Source organism: Nonomuraea mesophila (assembly GCF_004352805.1).
Taxonomy (GTDB): domain Bacteria; phylum Actinomycetota; class Actinomycetes; order Streptosporangiales; family Streptosporangiaceae; genus Nonomuraea; species Nonomuraea longispora.
Genome location: NZ_SMLD01000181.1, coordinates 1 through 18,468, shown reverse-complemented (window position 1 = coordinate 18,468; position 18,468 = coordinate 1). Strand labels below are relative to the sequence as shown.

The following is an 18,468-nucleotide window of genomic DNA, read 5'->3' as shown; positions in this document are numbered from 1 at the left end:
GGTCAGGGGTGGTCGAAGCGGATGCGGAGGGTTGAGCGGCGGGCGCGCAGCTCGTACGCGGGCAGCACCCCAGGGCCGCACGTGGCGGTGCCGATGCCCTGGTGGGCGAGGTCCAGGTGGAGGTGGACGCGGTCACCCGCCACCAGGTCGGGCCGGTGGCGGGCGCGGGTCAGCTCCTCGTTGCTCCACGGCCGGGCCGTCATCCCGAACACCGGATCCCCGGTGACCCGGAACGCGCCGAAGTCGGCCCACCGCACCTCGGCCCGGTGGCCGTTCTCCTGCGGGTGCACGTACGGCGTCTGCAGTTCGTCGATGGTGGCCGACCAGCGGCCCATGCGGGCGGCCATCCCGGTGTCCGGGTACGCCTCACCCGGCCCCATGCCGAACCACGTCACCCGGTCGAAGGTGCGGGGCAGCGACATGGTGACGCCGAGCCGCGGGATCGGGTCGCGCCAGTCGCCGGTGGGCTCGATGTCGAGGAGCAGCCGCAACCCGCCGTCGAACGTCCACCGGTACGTCGCCCAGATGCCGTGGTCGGTGGCCGCGGGCGCGACGCGGGTGCGGACGGTCAGCTCGTCGCCCTGTTCGACGGCGTCCACCCGGTGGGTGAGCCGGTGCAGGCCGAGCCCGCGCCAGGCGCCCTCCAGGCCGCCGTACTTGTCGTTGTCGGTGGGCGGCCGCCACAGGTCGAGCAGCGGGCCCTCGACGTCGATCCCGAACAGCCGGATGAGCCGGCCGGAGGCGGCGTCGAACGCGGAGTCGCCGGCGGTGATCTCGGTGGTGCCGCTCACGAGCGCGGCCGTCGGCCGTTCGAAGCGGGCGGGGTGCCGTACGAGCAGCGCCTGGCCCCACGCGACCTCGTGGCCGGCCTCCGCCCACGGTTCGTCGCGGGCGAGCACGGCGCGCACGGTCAGCCACCGTTCGCCGTCGGGGCCGCCCGCGCCGGGTATCTTGACCTCGCCGCCGGCGGCGGGCACGTCGAGCCGGTGCTCGGCGACGGTCTCGCCCTCCACCTGCACGGAGGCGACGAACTCGAGGTGGGACAGGTCGCGGAAGCCGTGGCCGTTGACGATGCGCACGACGCCGTCGCCGAACTCGAATCTGACCGGCTCGAACACCTTCTTCAGGTCGAGCAGCCCAGGGGACGGCGTGCGGTCGGGGAACACGAGCCCGTCGATCACGAAGTTGGAGTCGTGCACGGGCTCGCCGTAGTCGCCTCCGTAGGCGTACTCGTAGTCGGGGTGCTCGATCCCGTGGTCGATCCACTCCCAGACGAAGCCGCCGGCCAGCCGGGGGTAGCGTTCGAACAGCTCCTGGTACTCGGCCAGCCCGCCGGGCCCGTTGCCCATGGCGTGGGCGTACTCGCACTGCAGGAACGGCATCGCCCGCCGCCGCGCGTCCTCGGCGGGGTCGTCGAGTGCCTCCTCCTCGTAGCGGCCGATGGCCTCGACCTCGGCGTGGGAGGCGTACATGCGCGAGTAGACGTCGGTGTGCGCGCAGGAACGATCGCCCTCGTAGTGCAGCGGCCTGGACGGGTCGCGCTCGCGGGTCCAGGCGGACATGACGGCCAGGTTCCTGCCGACGCCCGCCTCGTTGCCGAGCGACCACATGATGACGCTGGGGTGGTTCTTGTCGCGTTCGACCATGCGGCGCATGCGGTCGAGCAGCGCGTCGGCGTAGCGGGGGTCGTCGGTGGGGTTGCCGTGCCAGCCGACCTGGCCGAAGCCGTGGGTCTCGAGGTCGCACTCGTCGATCACCCACAGGCCCAGCTCGTCGCACAGGTCGAGGAAGGCGGGGTGCGGCGGGTAGTGGCTGGTCCTGACGGCGTTGACGTTGTGCCGCTTCATCAGCAGCACATCCTCGCGCATCGTCTCGTACGTGACCGCGCGGCCGTCCCGGGGGTGGAACTCGTGCCGGTTGACGCCCTTGAGCAGCAGCGGGCGGCCGTTGGCGAGCAGCACGCCGTCGGCGATGGAGATCGTGCGGAAGCCGACGCGCAGCCGTACGGCCTCGCCGGGGCAGGTGAGCACGGCGTCGTACAGGCGGGGTGTCTCGGCGGTCCACGGTTCGGCCTCGACTGTGATCCCGGTGCCCGGTTCGAGCCCGGCGACGCCGAGTTCGGGCACGCTCAGGGTGCCCTCGCCGTCGAAGGCGAGCGTGCCGCGGCCCTCGGCCCAGGAGGCGCGTACGAAGACGTCGGCGGTGGAGCGGGTGAGCGTGACGTCGCGGAAGATGCCCGGCAGCCACCACATGTCCTGGTCTTCGAGATAGCTGGCGGCCGACCACTGGTGCACGCGCACGGCGAGCACGTTGCGGCCCGGCCTGAGCCAGGGCCCGGCGTCGAACTCGGCCGGCAGCCTGCTGCCCGTCCAGAAGCCCAGTTCGTGGCCGTTGAGCCAGACCCGGGCGAAGGACTCGGCGCCCTCGAACCGCAGCCGCCCGCCCGTCCATCCGCCGGGCAGGTCGAACGCGCGGCGGTAGTCGCCCGTCGGGTTCTCGCCGGGCACCCGGGGCGGGTCGACGGGGAACGGGTAGGAGACGTTGGTGTAGGCGGGGGCGCCGTGGCCGTGCAGCGGCCAGTGGGAGGGGACGGGCAGGTCGTCCCAGTCCGCGTCGTCGTAGTCGGGCCGGGCGAAGTCGTCGGGGACGTCGGCCACGGGTGAGAGGCGGAAGCGCCACGTGCCGTTGAGGTCGAGCGCGGGCGCGTCGGAACGGAGGGCCGCCCGGGGTTCGAGCAGGCCGGAACCGGGGCGGAAGGTTTCGAGGTCCATCGCAGCCGAGCCTAGAGCTTCGCGGCGGTTTCGTCATTGCCGTCTCATTGCGGCGGTCCCGGCGCGGTGCCGTGCTCACATGGCGGGGCCCAGGTCGTAGACGCGGCGGGCGTTGTCCACGCCGACCATCGTGGCGACCCGTACCGCCTGGGCGGCCGACCACTCCCCCTCGGCCACGAACCCGCCCAGCACGCGCGCCATCGCCCGCCGCCACAGCAGGGTCCCGAGGAGGTGGAGCTCGGCCGGTCCCCAGGCGTCGGAGGAGAAGAGCACCTTCGCGAACGGCGCCATTTCCAGGCTCTCGGCCACCAGCGCCGCGCTGCGCGCCCCCGTGTGGGTGACGGCCAGCCCCACGTCGAAGAAGACGTTCGGGTAGGCCTCCGCCAGAAGCCCCGCGTGCCGGTGGTAGGGGTAACAGTGCAGCAACATCAGCGGCACCCCGGTGGGTTCGGCCCGCTCGATGAGGCCGCGCAGCAGCAGCGGGTCGGAGCGGCGCAGGTCGATGTCGGGGTCGCCGTAGCCGATGTGGAACTGCAGGGGCAGCCCGCGCTCCAGCCCGGCCCAGATCAGGTGCCGCAGCAGCACGGGGTCGCCGAGCCGCCCGCCGCCTCCGGACAGCCAGCGCCCGGCGCTTTCGGTGACCTCCGCCGCCGAGGGCGGGTCGGGGTCGAAGTCGAGGCCGTGCCGGTAGGCGACGATGGTCTTGAGCCCGCGCGCCGTGCGGCTGCGCTCCCACAGTGCCTCCGCGAACCGGCCGGCGAACGCGCCCGCCTCGCATCCGGCGGCGGCCACCTGCTCGGCCACCGCCTCCAGCCGCACCACCTCGTCGGCGGGCGCGCCGCCCGCCTCGGCCATGCCGGCCGGCCCGAGCAGTTCGTCGCCGCGGTAGCCGGTCTCGACGAGCAGGTGCCCGGCGCCGCAGGCCGTCAGCAGCAGCCGGTTGACCTCGCCGGTGCCGAGCCTGGCCCGCCTGGCCAGGTATTCCTCCGGCGTGCAGTGCGGGGCGAGGCCGAGCACGGGCGCGCAGTGGCGCAGGATCGCGTGGCCGAGCTGGGAGTCGAAGCGGGTCATCCACTCGGGAACCGGCCGGTCGGACTCGCCGATCATCTCCTCGAATGCCCGGCGCGGCAGGTCGCGGGTGGTGGCGCCGTGCACGTGGTGGTCGACCAGCGGCAGCTCGTCGATGACCCGCGCGAGGCCGCTGGGCACGAGGTCGAGCTCCATGGACATCGGCGATGTCTCCCAGGGTCAGCGTAGGCGACCAGGATAGGCGAACCCCCACGTGAGCAGGGGTTCACGCGCCGCCGTCCGGCAGGCGACCGATGCAAATGGTCCGGGACATCCCTATATGTCCGGCTTTGTTTGTGGATACAGTAGAAGATCTTCATGACAGCGACGTACCAGGACAGGGTATTGAGGGAGACGGGGATGACACCATCGGCGGATCCTCGCGGCACCGCCGGCGACCAGGAGCTCGACAGGCTGCTGAGCGGCTACCGCGAGGACGTCGCGGCGCTGGAGCGGCTGAACGACCAGGTCACGGCCGTCAGAGGCCGCGGCCGGGCGGCGCAGGGACGCGTGGTCGCCGAGGTCACGCAGACCGGCGGGCTCACCGGGCTCACCATCGACCCGCGCGCCATGCGCCTCGGCTCCGACGCGCTGGCGGAGGCGATCCTGGAGGCGGCGGGCGCGGCGGCACGGGAGGCCGAGCAGGCGGCGGCCGACCTGGTGATCCCGTTCATCACCGGAACCCCGCTGGATGACGGCTCCGGACCGGACGACCGCCGCGGGGGTCGCAGGCGTTGAGAATCAACCCCGGCCGCGCGAGCATTCTCGGATTCGGGACCCTCGGCCTGGCCGGTTTCGTCTTCGAGATGCTCGCCGTCGACTATCCGCACGGTGACCCGGAGGGGGCCAGGATGGCCGCCGCCGTCTGGGACCGGCTCGCCGAGCGCATCGAGAGCAGCCCCAAACGCACGTTCCCCGCGGCCCAGGCGGTCTGGCGGCACAACGGCGGGGACGGTGTGGACGCCTACAAGCGCGCGGTCACCGCCGAACTGTTCCCGGAGGACGAGAGCGAGGGGTACGCCGCCAGGCTCGCCCGCCGCTGCCGGCACAACGCCGAGGCGTGCAGGGAGTTCGCCGACATCATCGACACGGTGCGGCACACCTACCGGACGCTCGCCCTGGCCAACTTCGCCAGCTTCGTCTACATCGCCACCTTTCCCTGGCAGGCGGGGGCAGCGTACCAGGTCACGCAGTTCCTCATGCGCAGGGCGCAGGCGGGCATGCTGGCGAAGCTGCTGGAGCACAGCGTCGCCAAGATCGTGCTGAGCAAGCTGACGGAGTACTCCCTCGGCAGCGCCATCTTCGCGATCGGCGACGTGTCGGTGATGGCGGGGGTCAAGGCCCTGCGCGGCGAAGGGGCCGGATCGTTCCAGGACAACGCGTCGCTGGCGCTGAAGGAATTCGCCGCGTCGGTCGCCTTCTACGGCGTGTTCGACGCCACCGCGCCCCTGATGAAGAAGGTGAGCGCCAACCCCGACGTCCAGTACTTCCTGGGCCGGCTGGCCGGCGGATCGATCGGCTACGGGCCCACGTACGACGCCCTGAGCGGTGAGGACGGCACCGACCTCGCCCCCACCTGGAAGGAGACCATCGGCCGGACGCTGCTGTATTTCGCCATGGCTCACAAACCCGCACGCTGAAAGGACCACATGGAGTATCACCGATCAGGGATCGGTTCGTCGGCGGAGGCGTTCGACAACGAGGCGAGCGACCTCGCCGACTACGTCACGCTGGCGGGGGAGGAACTCGACGCCATCGGCAACTTCTGGGGGGAGGGCAAGGAGGGCGTGACGTTCTTCAAGGGCGAGGGCGGCGGCACGGGGTACGAAGCGGTCACCGGCCAGGTCATGGAGGGCCTCGACGTGTTCAGGACCGCCCACAACGAGGTCGCCACCCGGCTGCGGCTGACGGCCGACAGCGTCACGGTGGCCGACTGGGAGAGCGTGCTGGCCGTCCTCGCGGTGCTTCCTCCACCCGACCCCGGCAAGCCCATCTGGGGGGCGATATAGCCGCGTGGACATGGGGATCCCGGCGCCGGTGAAAAGTTGTGGCCATGGGTGACAAGAAGGACGAAAACTGTTTTAATCCCGCCTAGATAACAAAGGGGCGGCATAGCCCCGTGTGACCGTTTTCCTCGAGCGGGAAAGGCGGGTCCGTGCGAGCACCAGGTGGCGAAGTCGTCATCACCGGCGGTCTCGGTTTCATCGGCTCTCATCTCGTGGACGCCTACCTCGCGGCCGGCCACCGCGTACGGATCATCGACTCGAACGCCGGCGCGGTCATCGACGGCGAGGACTACGACGCCGACCCCCGCTGCGCGGTCATCAGGGAACGCGTCGAGGACTACCTGGCCGCCGGCGGCGACTTCACCGGCGTGGACCGCGTCATCCACGCCGCCTCCTACGTGGGCCCGGCCGGCATCCTGTCGCGCGCCGGACGGCTCGGCCACGACATCATCGGCAGCACCGCGCCCGTCATCGAAGCGTGCATGAACGCGGGCGCGCCGCTGTGCATGTTCAGCTCCGCCGAGGTGTACGGCCGCAGCGGCGTGCTCGACGAGAAGGACGACATCGTCGTGCCGACGCAGTACAACACGCGCATCGAGTACGCGGTCGCCAAGACCCTGGCCGAGGCGATGGTCTGCAACAGCCGCGGGCGCGGGCTGCGCGGGATCGTCATCCGGCCGTTCAACGTGGCGGGGGCGCGGCAGTCACGGGCCGGCGGGTTCGTGATGCCGACGTTCGTGCAGCAGGCGCTGGCCGGGCGGCCGATCACCGTGTTCGCCGGCGGCGACCAGGTCAGGGCGTTCATCGCGGCCGGCGACCTGACGGGCTTCCTCACCGGCTACATGGACCTGGCGCTGCGGGGCGACGACGTCATCATCAACGTCGGCAACCCCGCCAACGCCGTCACCATCATGGACCTCGCGGAACGGGTCAAGAGCCTGCTCGCCAGCCCCTCCCCCATCCTCAGGGTGGACGGCAGGAGCGTGCACGGCCCCCACTACGCCGAGGCCGAGTCGTTCCACAAGATCCCCGCGCTCAGGACGGCCACCGACCTGGGCTGGCGGCCCCGGATCCCGCTCGACGAGCTGATCCTCGCCACCGCCGACTACTACCGTGCCAGAGAGGACCGAAGGGCAGTGAATGCGCCGCTTTGACCGCGTCCTGGTGATCTCCCCCCACGCCGACGACGAGGTTCTGGGCTGCGGCGGCCTGATGGCGGCGCAGGCCGAAGCCGGAGCCGAGGTGCACGTCCTCTACCTGGCCGTGGACGGCATGCGCCACTACGGGCTGGACGAGGCCACCACCTACGGCCAGCGCCTCGACGAGATCGAGACCGTGCGCGAGCTGCTCGGCTTCACCTACGACATCGCGTACGGGGACCGCGGGCTGACCGAACGCCTCGACACGCTGCCGCGCAGGGAGCTGGTCGACCTGTTCGAGCAGGCGCTCAACGAACGCCGGCCCGACCTGCTGCTGCTGCCCAGCTTCGCCGACTACGACCAGGACCACTGCGCCGTCTTCCACGCCGCCTTCGCCGCGGCCCGGCCGATCGCGCCGCAGTTCGGCAAGTGGCTGGTGCCCAACGTCTTCATGTACGAGATGTCGAAGATCCAGTGGGCCTCGGGGCCGATCCCGCGCTCGACGGCGTACTGCGACATCGGACCCCACCTGACGCGCAAGCTCGCCGCGCTGCGCGGCTACAGGAGCCAGCACCGGCCCTCGCCGCACATCAGGAGCGAGCAGTCGGTGACGGCGCTGGCCACGCTGCGCGGGGCGGAGATCGGCGTCGCCCACGCCGAGGCGTTCGGGGTGCTGAGGGAGGTCCTGTGAAGACGTTCGCGTTCGCCACCGGCATGGAGTTCGCCGCCCCCGCCGTGGACGTGCTGGTCGCGCAGGGCACGCCGCCGTCGTTGCTGATCGGCTATCCGCCGCGGCTCAGCCACCGCTCGGGGTACGCCCCGCTGCGCGAGGCGTCGGACAAGCACGGCATCCCGCTGCTGGAGACCGACGACATCAACGACGGGCGCGCGTACGAGCGGGTCAAGGGCATGGACCTGCTCGTGATCGCGGGATGGTCGCAGCTCGTACGCGAGCCGCTGCTGTCGGCCTGCCCGCGAGGGGCGATCGGCCTGCACCCCACCCGGCTGCCCGAGGGTCGGGGACGGGCCGCGCTGCCGTGGACGATCATCAAGCGGCTCACCACGAGCGCGGTCAGCCTGTTCTTCCTCGACGAGGGCGCCGACACCGGCGACCTGATCGCGCAGCGGGAGTTCGCCATCAGCCGGCGCGACGACGTCACCGCGGTGTACCGCAAGGTCACCGAGATCAACATCGATCTGCTGGCCACGTACATCCCCTTGCTGCTGGACGGGCGGGTGGTGGCGCGGGCGCAGGAGCCCGGCGGGTCATGGTGGGAGAAACGGCGGCCCGGGGACGGCGTGATCGACTGGTCGCGGCCCGCCTCCGACCTCTACGACTGGGTGCGCGCTCTGGCGGCCCCGTACCCGGGCGCGTTCACGTCCGTGGCGGGACGGCGCCTGTACGTGCACAGCGCCGACCTCATCGAGCACGGCGGTTCCGAGCCCGCAGGCACGGTGCTCGCGCCCGTCTGGTCGACCGGCACCGGCGGGATGCTGGTGGCGTGCGGGTCGGGACTGCTGGTGGTGCGCGAGATCCAGTGGGAGGGCGGCGAGCGGCGCGACGCCCTCGACCTGCTGGAGTCGGACGAGCTCGCGGTCGGCGCATGCCTGGGAACGTGAGCCCGTCCGCCGGCCCGCCGCCACGCGCAGGCGCCGATCCGGAGGGGGACGTGCGGCTGACCGGAGCCGTCATGGCGCATCCACGGCGCAGGGAGGCGGCCGCCCGGCTGGCCGGGGACGTCCTGGACGTGGTCACCGACCCGGATCCCGGGGGCCGGCCGTCGGCGTTCCGCACCTCGCTGCTGGCCTGGTCGAGCATCCCCGAGCACGCCACCCACCACGTGCTGCTGCACGACGACATGGCCCTGTCCGGCGGCTTCCTCGACCGGGCCGCGCGCGCGGCCCAGGCCATGCCGGGCGCCGCGCTGGCCCTGTTCGCGTTCTGGAACTCGCGCAACGGCGCCGCCGTACGGATGGGCGCGCTGGCAGGGGCGCGCTGGGTGCGCGGGGCGGGCGAGTACACACCGGTGGCGGCGCTGCTGCTGCCCAGGCACGTGGCCGCGGGGTACGTGGAGTGGGCCAGGGACAAGGGCGGCACCTGGCCCGACGACGTTCTCATGGGCCGCTACCTGCGCCAGGCCGGGGTGCCGGTGTACGTGGCGGTGCCGAGCCTGGCCGAGCACGAGGACCTGGCCAGCCTCGTGGACAACGACTTCCAGGGGGTACGCCGCTCCCCGTGCTTCTTCGCCGACGACCCGCCGGCCGATGCCGGTGAGGACCGGGTGCTCGACCGGCTGCCGGTGATCCCGTTCCTCAAACGCGGGGTGGCCCAGTGCGCGGTGCGCGTGCCCGGCACCGGCCGGTGGCGGGACCTGCGCTGCGACGACCACCTCGCCGGCCTGGGGATCGACGCGGGCGCACTGCGGGCACGCGCAGGGGCCGGCCCGCACTTCCCGCTGTGGCTGACGGCGTACACGATGGGGGTCGTCCACCGCGGGCCGCGCGGGGACGCGCGGCTCGTGGACGAGGCGCTGGCCACCCTGGGCCCCGGCGGGCTCTGCCACGAGCTGGGGGCGCGCGAGCTCGCCCGGTTGTGGCCGGAGCTGCACGACGTCGCCAGGGCCGGTCTGGAAGCGGGCCTGGAAGCGGGTCCGGAAGCGGGTCCGGAAGCGGGCCTGCGGGCGGGCTCCGCTCTCGCGCCGCCCGGCGTCCCCGCTCCGCCTGTCGTCCAGGCGCGGCAGGAGGTGGCCGTCACCGGAGCGGCGACGTTCGTCCGGCAGCACGTGGCGGACGTCCTGACCGACCGGGGTTTCCGCCTGTCCGGGGGCGAGGCCGGCGTCGTGGTGCACGTCTGCGCGCTCGGCTGGGACACGGACGCGGACCCCGAGGAGGAGGTACGGCTGGCCCGCGCCGCCTTCGCGGGCGGCCGTGGCGGGGTGCTGCTGAGTTCCTCCCGCGTCTACCCGGCGCGCACGTGGGTGGACGAGGAGACGCCCGTCGAACCGGCGGACACCCCCCTGGCGCGAGCCCTCCTCGCGGTCGAGTCGGCCGCGCCCGGCGCCGTGGTGCTGCGGCTGGGCGAACCCTACGGGCCCGGCATGCCCCAGCGCGGGGCGGTGGCGGACCTGGTGCTGCGCTCCTCCCTCAACCGTCCTGGGTCCGTGCACGGTCCTCCCGCGCAGCTCGTCCACGTGCGGGACGTCGCCCAGGCGGTCCTGGCGGCGCTGGAGAAGGGGGTCGCGGGGCGGGTGTACAACATCGCGGGACGGCGGCGCCGGCGCATGCGGGAGCTGGCCGACGCGGTGTCCAAGGCGGTGCGGCCGGTGCGCCTGGAGACCTCGGAGAGCCCCGGCGGCCCGCTGGTCAACGTGGAGCGGGCGGGCGTGGAGCTCGGCTGGCGGGCGGAGGTGACGCTGGACTACGGGCTGCACACGTTCGCGCAGTGGCTGGCGTACGAGAGCGACCGCGCCTGACCGCCTTCGGGCGCACGCCGCGCGGACCACCAGCGGTCGCGGATCAGACGACCGGGCGCCGGCGCAGGACGCCGTCGGGGCCCGCGCCGATGAGGGCGCCGGACGCGGCGGCGAGGACGGTGTGGCCGGCCGCGGGGCCGAGATCCGCCCACGGTGTGTCGTGGCGGGCCGCCGTTCTGGTGAGGACGCGGTCGGCCACGACGGTGAACAACCTGCCGTTCATCGCGGCCAAGGTGGCCGGGCCTGTCGCCGGGCCGGTCGCCGGGCCGATCCTGGTCCAGTCGTGTGTGGCGAGCCGGCTGATGGGGAGGTGCCACAGCTCGTTCGAGGCGGTGACGGCGAACAGTCCCTCGTCGGCGGCGGCCAGTCCGGTGGTGCCCTCAGGGGCGCGGCCGACGTCCTGCCAGGGGGCAGGGCCGGGCACGGGGTCGCGGTAGCGGATTGTGCCGTCGGAGGCGACGCCGTAGAGGCCGGCGGGCGGGCCGCCGTGCGCCTCCCTCGGTGCCGCCAGGGCGATCGCGTCCGTCTCGTCGATCGTCCGCCAGGGACGGTTCTGACCGGAGATGTCCCGGTAGGCGAACGCGCCGTCCGCGCAGGCGGCGAAGATCCGGCCCTCGCAGCACACCAGCGCCCGCACGCCGCCGCCGTGCGGGGACGCGCCGGATGCAGCCCGTTCCTGTACGCCGCCGTGCAGGGACGGGCCGATCGCCTCCCAGGTGGGGCCGGGCGACGGCCGGGAGAGGCGGTCGAGGACGTTGCGGGTGATGCGGGCCAGCGCCGGGTCGTGCAGGGTGTTGCCCCAGTTGATGGTGCCCGCGTTGAAGACGGTGCCCGCGCCGAGGCGGTGCACGCTCATGGTGGCGGCGCCGGCTCTGCCGTACCGGCGCCAGTGGGCGAGGTCGGCGGTGGCGAGGACGACGAGTGACGGCGGCGCGCCGTCGCGGCCCGACGCCCGGGGCACGCCGTCCACCCAGTCGAGGTCGGCGGCGTCCGTCTCGTAGCCGATGGCGCCCCGCCCGAACGGGTCGCCGTCGGCCAGTCCGGTGCCGTCGAACACCCAGTGCCCGGCGAAGCGGACGGTGTAGGACTCCTCGGCCATGACGCGCGAGTCGACCCAGCAGCCGGCGCCGTTCAGGAACGACAGGCCGGTCAGGACGTTCTCCGGGCGGTTGACGGGTGCGCTGGGCCATTCGACGGTGACGCGGCCCGGGTCGGTGGCGGCCATGGGGTCGGCCACGGCGTCGCGGTAGCAGACCATGGTGCGCAGGTCGTCCTCGAACCGGACCTGCCACCAGCAGGTGTTGCCGGAGAAGATGGCGAGGTTGCCGCCGCGCCGGACGAACTCCTCGACCGCGTCCCGCATCTCCCACGACCAGTACTCGTCGTGCCCGTTGACGACCAGCAGCCGGTAGCGGCTCAGCAGGTCGGGGCCCCCGCGCGGGGCGGGGCCCGCGTGCAGGTCGAGGGCCGAGCAGTAGTCGACGGCGTAGCCGGCCGGCGCGAGCCAGCGCAGCAGGCCCAGCTCCCACTCCTCGACCTGCGGCCCGGCTCCGGGACGGTCGAAGGTGACCTTGACGGCGCGGTCGGGCTGCTCCGACTGGTAAAGGCCCTCGCCGGGAACGCCGGGCCGGTTGTACGCCTCCCACGTGGGGAACGGGATCGACAGCAGGATGGGCGAAGCGGGCACGGCACTGCGTACGACGAAATATGCCGAAATATCGTGGTAGATCGCTCGATAGAGCGAGCTGGGCCAGTCCGTCCCGACCTTCAGCGTCCAGTACGGCCCCGGCGCCGCGGCGCATTCCAGGACGGTCCGCCCGGACGGCACGTCCTCCACCCTGATCGGCCCGCCGCCCTCGTCGAGCAGGCGGAAGCGCAGCGCGTCGCCCTGCGCGCACGACGTCGCCGTGGCGTACAGGCTCATGTTCGCGCCTCCCCAGCCACCAGTCTCTCCAGGTCGAGCAGGTAACGCTCGGCGTCCGGCGGCGGCAGCAGCGCGGTGTCGGCGTAGCACGACACCGCCATCCGGCCGGGCTCGCCGCCGACGTGCACGCGGAAGTCACAGATGTTGCGGTCCATCGTGTCCGTCCTGACGACCTCCGTCACCCCGGGGGCGGGTTCGCGCGGCGTTCCGTCCTCCTGGGCGAGCCGCTGGTCGTTGAAGCAGCCGAACGACCTGATGCCCGGCCCGGCGCCGCCGACCGCCTCCGCCATGGCGCACGGGTCGTACTGGGCCAGCCGGTAGGCGCGCAGCGCGCTCCCCCACGCCTGGCGTACCAGCGCGTCGAACGAGTCGGTGCCCAGGTCGAGCACCACGAGCGCCTCCTGCGAGATGGTGCCCACCACGTCACGGCGGCCGGCCGCGAAGCGGTTGTTCACGATCACCCGCATCCCGTGGAAGCGCTGCCCGGTGAGCCCGCCGGCCAGCCGCATCGCGGCGGCCAGCAGCACGGTGGAGGAGCTGACGCGGTTGCGGGCGGCGACGGACTGGGCGGCGGCGTCGAGGACGGGCGAGCGGAGGGTGACCTCGACGAAACGGGGCCTTCGCGGCGGGTGCGACGGTGGCGGGACCGGGTCGAGGCGGGCGTGCTCGGCGAGCCAGGCGGCGATGGTCTCCCGCGACAGGCGCCGCCCGCCGGCCGAGCCCTGCCAGGCGGCCAGCTCCCTGGGCGACGGGCCCGGCGGGGGCGGCAGGGAGTCGCGCAGCAGGAGCAGCCTGAAGTCCTTGACGAGGAGGTCGGCCGCGTGGCCGTCGGCGGCGAGGTGGCTGAGGACCAGGACGACCTGGCGTACGTGTCCCCCCTCCGTCACGAACGCCACCCGCAGCGGCCACTCCTCGCCGTACCGGAACGGCCGGGCCGTCAGCCGGTCGCACATCTGCGGGCCCGGCTCGTCCCCGGTCACCTCGAAGGCCGGCCGCGCCTCGGGGAAGATCCGCTGCAGCGGCGCGTCGCGCGGTCCGGTGAGCCGGGTGCGCAGGGACTCGTGCCTGGCGACCAGCCGGTGGAGGGCCTGGGCCGCGCGCTCCACGGTGACGGGCCGCTTCCTGGGCGCGTCGAACACGCGGCCGATGGTGAGGTAGTGGTCCTGCGGCTGCGCCGCGAGGACGGCCCGCCAGATGTCCTGCTGGCCCCAGGTCAGCGGCGCGTCGACCGGTTCAGCCATGCCGGGCGGCTCAGCCGTGCAGCCGTACGTAGTCCACCAGCTCGTCGAGGCCGTCCAGGGTGGTGGGTTCGAGCTGCACCCCGAACTCGGTCTCCACGGCGTCGATCAGCCGCAGGAAGGCGAGCGAGGTGACGCCGAGATCGCTCAGCCGGGTGCGCCCGGCCATCACCTCGGCCGGGTCGACCGCGCCGTCGGTGGCCTCGGCGATCATGCCGGCGAGCCGTTCGCGGAGCTCTCCATCCATCAACACCTGGTGAACCCTCCCTGGTCGGGGAATCCGCGGCGAGTGTGTCACGCGTTACCAGATGTCGGCAAGCGCCTGAAGGTGAGGGCTTGACGCTTCTGTGCATTTTTTCTAGCGTCAAGCGGCACGACGAAAAAAATTCTGGGGGTGGTTCCGTCGGCCCTTCCCGTCCCCGACCTCCTGTCGTCCCGAGCAGCCACCGAGCCTGATCACGAAGCGCTCGTCGTCGCGGGCCAGGGAGCCATGACCCTGCGCGAATGGGACGAGCGCTCCACCGCCGCCGCCCGCGGGCTGCCGGGGCCGCTCCGGGGCGAGCGGGTGGCGCTGGTGTTCGGCGGCCGGGACTGGCTCGACTACGCGGTGAGCTGGATGGCGGTGCTCAAGGCGGGCGGCGTGGCGGTGCCGCTGCCGGACCGGGCGGCCCCTCCCGAGCTGGCCCACATGATCGGGCACGGCGGCGCGGCGGTGGTGGTGCACGGGCGCGACGCGCTGCGGGAGCCGCCTCAGGGCCCCGCCGTCATCGCCTTCGAGGACCTGTTACGCCGCTCGGGAGCCGCGGCCCCGCGCGCGATCGACCCGCCCGCGATCGACCCTCTCTCGCTCGCCCAGATCCTCTACACCTCCGGCACCACGGGCCGCCCCAAGGGGGTGGCCGCCACCCACGCCAACCTGACTTTCCCCCCCGTGCACCCCAAACGCCGTCCGTTCGCCCATTCCCGGCATCTGGTGCATGCCTTCCCGATCGGCACGAACGCCGGCCAGGTCATGCTGCTGCACGCGCTCACCGCGGCCCCCACGGTGGTAACGCTGCCGACGTTCACCCCGGCCCGGTTCGCCGCCCTCGTCGAGACGTACGCGGCCGGCACCTGCTTCGTCGTGCCCGCGATGGCGATCGAGCTGCTCAACGCCCAGGTGCAGGACCGCCACGACCTGTCGAGCGTGCTGCTGCTCGGCTCGGCCGCCGCCGCGCTCCCGCCGGCCGTGGCCGCCGGGCTCACCGTCGCGTTCCCGAACGCGACCGTGGCCAACTATTACACCTCCACGGAGGCGGCCCCCGCCCAGACCATCATGATCTACGACGGCGACCGGCCCGGCTCCCTCGGCCGGGCGGCGGGCGGGTCGCGGCTCAGGATCGCCGACGCCGAGGGCAACCCCGTGCCCGAGGGGACGACCGGCGAGGTGTGGTTGCGCGCGGCGGCCCATCCCCGCGCCTACTACGGCGAGCGCGACGACGCCTTCCAGGACGGCTGGGTGCGCATGGGCGACCTGGGCTACCTCGACGACGAGGGCTACCTGTACCTCGTCGACCGCGACGGCGACGTGATCAAGTCGGGCGCGTTCAAGGTGTCGACGCTGCAGGTCGAGGCCGCGCTGCACGAACATCCCGCGGTGGCGGACGCGTCGGTGTTCGGGGTCGCGCACCCCGTGATGGGCATGGCGGTGGCCGCGGCGGTGGTGGCCCGCGAGCCGCTGGCGCTCAGCGACGTACGGTCCTTCCTCCGCGACCGGCTGGCCGGGCACGAGCTGCCGTCGAAGCTGCTCTGCCTCGACGCCCTGCCGAGGAACACCGCCGGCAAGGTCATCAAGCGGGAACTGCGCCGTCTGGCAGAGGAGTGAACATGGTCCTGGCATCGCAGGCGCAGCACGGGATGTGGATCACCGAGGTGTTGCACGGCACGGGAACGGCCTACCACATGCCGTTCGCCCTCTGGTTCGACGGGCCGCTCGACCGGGAGGCGATGCTGCGCGCGTGCGAGGCGGTCGTCGACCGCCATCCGGTGCTGAGGTGCGCGTTCGGGCAGCGCGACGGCGACCTGCACCTGGTGCCGGACGCCGCGCGCCCGCCCGTGACGTTCATGGCCGCGCCCGATCCCGGACGGCTGCTGCGCGAGGAGATCGCGCGGCCGTTCGACCTCGGGCGGGGACCGCTCGCGCGGTTCACGCTGGCGCAGGTGGCCGGGGAACGGCACGTGCTGCTGTTCGCCGGGCACCACCTGGTGTTCGACGGCATGTCCAAGGACCTCCTGACGCGCGACCTCGCCGCCGCATACGCGGGTGGGACGCTCGCGCCGCTGCCCATGCCGTACGGCGCGCCGCTCACGATCCCGCCGGAGGCCGCCGCGTACTGGCGGGCCCGCTGGCGGGACACCTCCGAGGTGATGATCGGCGGGACGGTCAGGACCGCGGGGACGGCGGGCCGCGCCGAGGAGGTCCTGCTCGACCTGACCGGCGAGATGGCCGCGGCGCAGGCCACCGGGGTCACGCGGTTCGAGGCGTTCCTCGCCGCCGTGCACGGGCTGCTGTTCTGCTACGGCAACGCGGAGGCGGCGGTCGCCATCGCCATGTCCACCCGGCAGGCCGCGACCCGGGACCACATCGGCTTGTTCGCCACCGAGCTGCCCGTCTACTCCGCGCCCAAGCCGGACACCACGTTCAGGCAGCTCGCCCACACCCTGCGGGCCGAGGTGCGCGAGCTGAACCGTTTCCGCGACGTCCCCGCGGCCCGCGCTGTGGGCGGGATCAGGCCTCGGCCCGCCCTCGCCCCCGTGTCGATCAGTTTCCGGCGGCGGGCGGCGGACGTGGTCTTCCCCGGGCTGCGGACGTCGGCCGAGTGGAAGATGTCCAGCCGCACGGTCAGGAACGTACTGCACCTGCAGGCCGTGGACGGCGACGACGGGCTCAGGCTCACCCTGCACCACAGCCCGGACCTCATCTCCACCCGGGACGTGGAGACGGCGGGGGACGACCTGAGAGCCCTGCTGGCCACCGCGAGCGCCGACCCCGACGTGCCGCTGACCACCCTCCTGCCGGCCGCCGGCCCCGTTCCCACGATCTCGACCGCCGCGCCGCCGCAGGCCCCCGGCGGATCCCCCGCGCCGGCGCGCGAGGCGGGGGCGGTGGACGGCGAGCTGGTGGAACAGGTACGGCTCATCTGGATGGAGGTGCTGCGGATCGACGACGTCGCCCCCGACGAGGACCTGTACGACCTGGGCGGCCACTCCCTCACCATCACCCAGATCAGCGCGAGGATCAGGAAACGGCTCGGCGTGGAGGTGCCGTTCGACGTGTTCCTCGACGACCCCACCGTCACCGGGGTGGCGGCGGCGGTCAGCGAGCTGCGCGCATGATCTCCCTCGGGCAGGAGCGGCTCTGGTTCCTGCAGCGGCTCGACCCGGCCGACCCCGCCTACCGGGTGGCCGTCGTGCGCCGGCTGCGCGGCCCGCTCGACGCCGGCGCGCTGACGGGCGCGTTCGCCGACGTGGCGGCCAGGCACGAGTCGCTGCGCACCCGGTTCCCCGAGGACGACGGGCAGCCGGTGGCCGTGGTCGACCCGCCGGGCCGCGTACCCGTCGAACTGGTCGACCTCGCCACCCCCGAGCAGGCCGAACGGCTGTGCGAGCAACGCGCGAACACCCCCTTCGAGCTGGGCGCCGCGCCGCCGCTGCGGGTCACGCTGATCCGGCTGGCCGGGGACGACCACGTGCTCTGCGTCGTGCTGCACCACATCATCGGCGACGGCTGGTCGCTCAACGTGCTCATGGACGACCTGGCCAGGTGCTACGCCTCCCGCGTCCACGGCACGCCGCCCGGGCTGCCCGAGCTGCCGGTGACATACGCCTCGTACGCCGACGCGCAGCGGGCCGCCGACGCCGGCGTCGGCTACTGGACGGACCTGCTCGCCGGGGCCACGCCGCTGGACCTGCCCGCCGACCGCCCCCGCCCGGCCCGTCGCGGCAGCGAGGGCGGCGAGTCCCACTTCGACCTCGACCCGGTGCTGGTGGGCGCGCTGCGGCGGCTGGCGCGGTCCGAACGCTGCACGCTGTTCATGGTGCTGCTCACCGCCTACCAGGCGCTGCTGGCCCGCCACACCGGCCAGGACGACATCCTCGTCGGTACGCCCACCGCCGGGCGCTCCCGGCCCGAGCTGGAGCCGATGGTGGGGTTGTTCGCCTCCACGCTGGTGCTGCGGGGCGACCTGTCGGGCGACCCGCCGTTCACCGAGCTGCTGCGCCGCACCCGCCGGAGCGTGCTGGAGGCCATGGCGCACGGCGAGACGCCCATCGAACGGGTGTTGTCCGCGCTCGACATCGAACGTGACCTCAGCCGCACGCCGCTGTTCCAGACCATGTTCGGGCTGCACAACGCGGCCGTCGGCTACGGGGAGGCGGCGACGTTCGCGGGGCTGGACAGCGCGCCGTTCCCGCACGGGGCGCCGCCCTCCATGGTGGACCTGCGGGCCGACCTGTGGCCCGACGGGGACGGGCTGCACGGCGCGTTCGTCTACAGCGCCGACCTGTTCGAGCAGGACTCCGCCGACCGGCTGACCGCACGTTTCCGTACGGTGCTCGCCTCGGTCGCCGGGTGCCCCGAGGCCCGGCTGTCCGAGCTGGACGTGCTGCCGGCCGGGGAGCGCGAGCTGGTCGGCACGGCGGGGAACGGCCCCGCGCTCACCGTGCCCGACGGCACCGTGGTGGACCTCTTCCTCCAGCAGGCGCAGGCCCGGCCGGACGCGGTGGCCGTGGAGTGCGACGGGACGCCCGCCGAGCCGCCCGGCGCCACGCCCGGGGAGCCCGGCGGGGAGCGCGGCGGGGAGCGCGGCGG

Annotated in this window: 15 protein-coding genes; 10 read left to right on the top strand and 5 right to left on the bottom strand. The window is 73.3% G+C overall.

Features of this window, described 5'->3' with window-relative positions; translation table 11 throughout:
• Positions 1 to 2: 2 nt before the first annotated feature.
• Together E1295_RS40435 and E1295_RS40430 are read right to left on the bottom strand one after the other, a co-directional pair.
• Positions 3 to 2,771 (bottom strand): glycoside hydrolase family 2 TIM barrel-domain containing protein, encoded by a 2,769-nt coding sequence (locus tag E1295_RS40435; RefSeq protein WP_132639347.1) that lies wholly within the window; start codon positions 2,769 to 2,771, stop codon positions 3 to 5.
• Positions 2,772 to 2,846: 75 nt separating this feature from the next.
• The gene (locus E1295_RS40430) at positions 2,847 to 4,001 is read right to left on the bottom strand and encodes an amidohydrolase family protein (RefSeq protein WP_132639345.1); all 1,155 of its coding nucleotides are present in this window, start codon (positions 3,999 to 4,001) and stop codon (positions 2,847 to 2,849) included.
• Between the two features lie 198 nt (positions 4,002 to 4,199).
• Here E1295_RS40430 and E1295_RS40425 point away from each other — a divergent pair, with 198 nt between their 5' ends.
• From E1295_RS40425 to E1295_RS40395, 7 genes are all read left to right on the top strand, one after another.
• A complete protein-coding gene (locus E1295_RS40425) occupies positions 4,200 to 4,577 on the top strand; it encodes a YbaB/EbfC family nucleoid-associated protein (RefSeq protein WP_166427650.1) in 378 nt (125 codons plus the stop codon).
• Positions 4,574 to 5,479 carry a WXG100-like domain-containing protein gene (locus E1295_RS40420; protein ID WP_132639341.1) on the top strand — a complete coding sequence of 302 codons (906 nt, stop codon included), beginning with the start codon at positions 4,574 to 4,576 and terminating at the stop codon, positions 5,477 to 5,479. Before E1295_RS40425 ends, E1295_RS40420 begins: the two co-directional genes overlap by 4 nt.
• A gap of 9 nt (positions 5,480 to 5,488) precedes the next feature.
• The gene (locus E1295_RS40415; protein ID WP_132639339.1) at positions 5,489 to 5,848 is read left to right on the top strand and encodes a hypothetical protein; all 360 of its coding nucleotides are present in this window, start codon (positions 5,489 to 5,491) and stop codon (positions 5,846 to 5,848) included.
• Between the two features lie 146 nt (positions 5,849 to 5,994).
• On the top strand, positions 5,995 to 6,999 hold the full coding sequence (locus tag E1295_RS40410; protein ID WP_132639336.1) for an NAD-dependent epimerase/dehydratase family protein: 1,005 nt from the start codon (positions 5,995 to 5,997) through the stop codon (positions 6,997 to 6,999).
• Positions 6,986 to 7,675 carry a PIG-L deacetylase family protein gene (locus E1295_RS40405; RefSeq protein ID WP_132639334.1) on the top strand — a complete coding sequence of 230 codons (690 nt, stop codon included), beginning with the start codon at positions 6,986 to 6,988 and terminating at the stop codon, positions 7,673 to 7,675. The genes E1295_RS40410 and E1295_RS40405 overlap by 14 nt, the downstream gene beginning before the upstream one ends.
• The gene (locus E1295_RS40400) at positions 7,672 to 8,604 is read left to right on the top strand and encodes a methionyl-tRNA formyltransferase (protein WP_132639332.1); all 933 of its coding nucleotides are present in this window, start codon (positions 7,672 to 7,674) and stop codon (positions 8,602 to 8,604) included. The genes E1295_RS40405 and E1295_RS40400 overlap by 4 nt, the downstream gene beginning before the upstream one ends.
• Before the next feature lie 50 nt (positions 8,605 to 8,654).
• The gene (locus E1295_RS40395) at positions 8,655 to 10,457 is read left to right on the top strand and encodes an NAD-dependent epimerase/dehydratase family protein (RefSeq protein WP_132639330.1); all 1,803 of its coding nucleotides are present in this window, start codon (positions 8,655 to 8,657) and stop codon (positions 10,455 to 10,457) included.
• 43 nt (positions 10,458 to 10,500) lie between these two features.
• Here the strand turns inward: E1295_RS40395 and E1295_RS40390 are convergent, their stop codons facing one another.
• Genes E1295_RS40390 through E1295_RS40380 form a run of 3 tightly spaced genes read right to left on the bottom strand, consistent with a single transcriptional unit; the run spans position 10,501 to position 13,866 of the window.
• Positions 10,501 to 12,381 carry a N,N-dimethylformamidase beta subunit family domain-containing protein gene (locus E1295_RS40390; protein ID WP_132639328.1) on the bottom strand — a complete coding sequence of 627 codons (1,881 nt, stop codon included), beginning with the start codon at positions 12,379 to 12,381 and terminating at the stop codon, positions 10,501 to 10,503.
• Positions 12,378 to 13,622: a condensation domain-containing protein gene (locus E1295_RS40385; protein ID WP_132639326.1), complete on the bottom strand. Its 1,245-nt coding sequence runs from the start codon at positions 13,620 to 13,622 to the stop codon at positions 12,378 to 12,380. The genes E1295_RS40390 and E1295_RS40385 overlap by 4 nt, the downstream gene beginning before the upstream one ends.
• Before the next feature lie 10 nt (positions 13,623 to 13,632).
• The gene (locus tag E1295_RS40380; protein WP_132639324.1) at positions 13,633 to 13,866 is read right to left on the bottom strand and encodes an acyl carrier protein; all 234 of its coding nucleotides are present in this window, start codon (positions 13,864 to 13,866) and stop codon (positions 13,633 to 13,635) included.
• Between the two features lie 147 nt (positions 13,867 to 14,013).
• On the opposite strand from E1295_RS40380, the gene E1295_RS40375 reads away from it, so the two are divergent.
• The 3 genes from E1295_RS40375 to E1295_RS40365 all read left to right on the top strand — a co-directional run.
• Positions 14,014 to 15,483, top strand: coding sequence for a class I adenylate-forming enzyme family protein (locus E1295_RS40375; RefSeq protein WP_281284800.1), 1,470 nt, complete (start codon positions 14,014 to 14,016; stop codon positions 15,481 to 15,483).
• Positions 15,484 to 15,485: 2 nt separating this feature from the next.
• Positions 15,486 to 16,994, top strand: a complete 1,509-nt coding sequence (locus E1295_RS40370; protein ID WP_132639320.1) for a condensation domain-containing protein — start codon at positions 15,486 to 15,488, stop codon at positions 16,992 to 16,994.
• Positions 16,991 to 18,468, top strand: a 1,478-nt coding sequence (locus E1295_RS40365; RefSeq protein ID WP_246080943.1) for a condensation domain-containing protein, incomplete at its 3' end; no start/stop codon positions are given. The genes E1295_RS40370 and E1295_RS40365, both read left to right, overlap by 4 nt.

Excerpts from the sequence above, each read along its gene's own strand:
- E1295_RS40435 (WP_132639347.1), bottom strand. The coding sequence starts at position 2,771 with ATGGACCTCGAAACCTTCCGCCCCGGTTCCGGCCTGCTCGAACCCCGG.
- E1295_RS40430 (WP_132639345.1), bottom strand. The coding sequence starts at position 4,001 with ATGTCCATGGAGCTCGACCTCGTGCCCAGCGGCCTCGCGCGGGTCATC.
- E1295_RS40425 (WP_166427650.1), top strand. The coding sequence starts at position 4,200 with ATGACACCATCGGCGGATCCTCGCGGCACCGCCGGCGACCAGGAGCTC.
- E1295_RS40415 (WP_132639339.1), top strand. The coding sequence starts at position 5,489 with ATGGAGTATCACCGATCAGGGATCGGTTCGTCGGCGGAGGCGTTCGAC.
- E1295_RS40405 (WP_132639334.1), top strand. The coding sequence starts at position 6,986 with ATGCGCCGCTTTGACCGCGTCCTGGTGATCTCCCCCCACGCCGACGAC.
- E1295_RS40390 (WP_132639328.1), bottom strand. The coding sequence starts at position 12,381 with ATGAGCCTGTACGCCACGGCGACGTCGTGCGCGCAGGGCGACGCGCTG.
- E1295_RS40385 (WP_132639326.1), bottom strand. The coding sequence starts at position 13,622 with ATGGCTGAACCGGTCGACGCGCCGCTGACCTGGGGCCAGCAGGACATC.
- E1295_RS40380 (WP_132639324.1), bottom strand. The coding sequence starts at position 13,866 with ATGGATGGAGAGCTCCGCGAACGGCTCGCCGGCATGATCGCCGAGGCC.
- E1295_RS40370 (WP_132639320.1), top strand. The coding sequence starts at position 15,486 with ATGGTCCTGGCATCGCAGGCGCAGCACGGGATGTGGATCACCGAGGTG.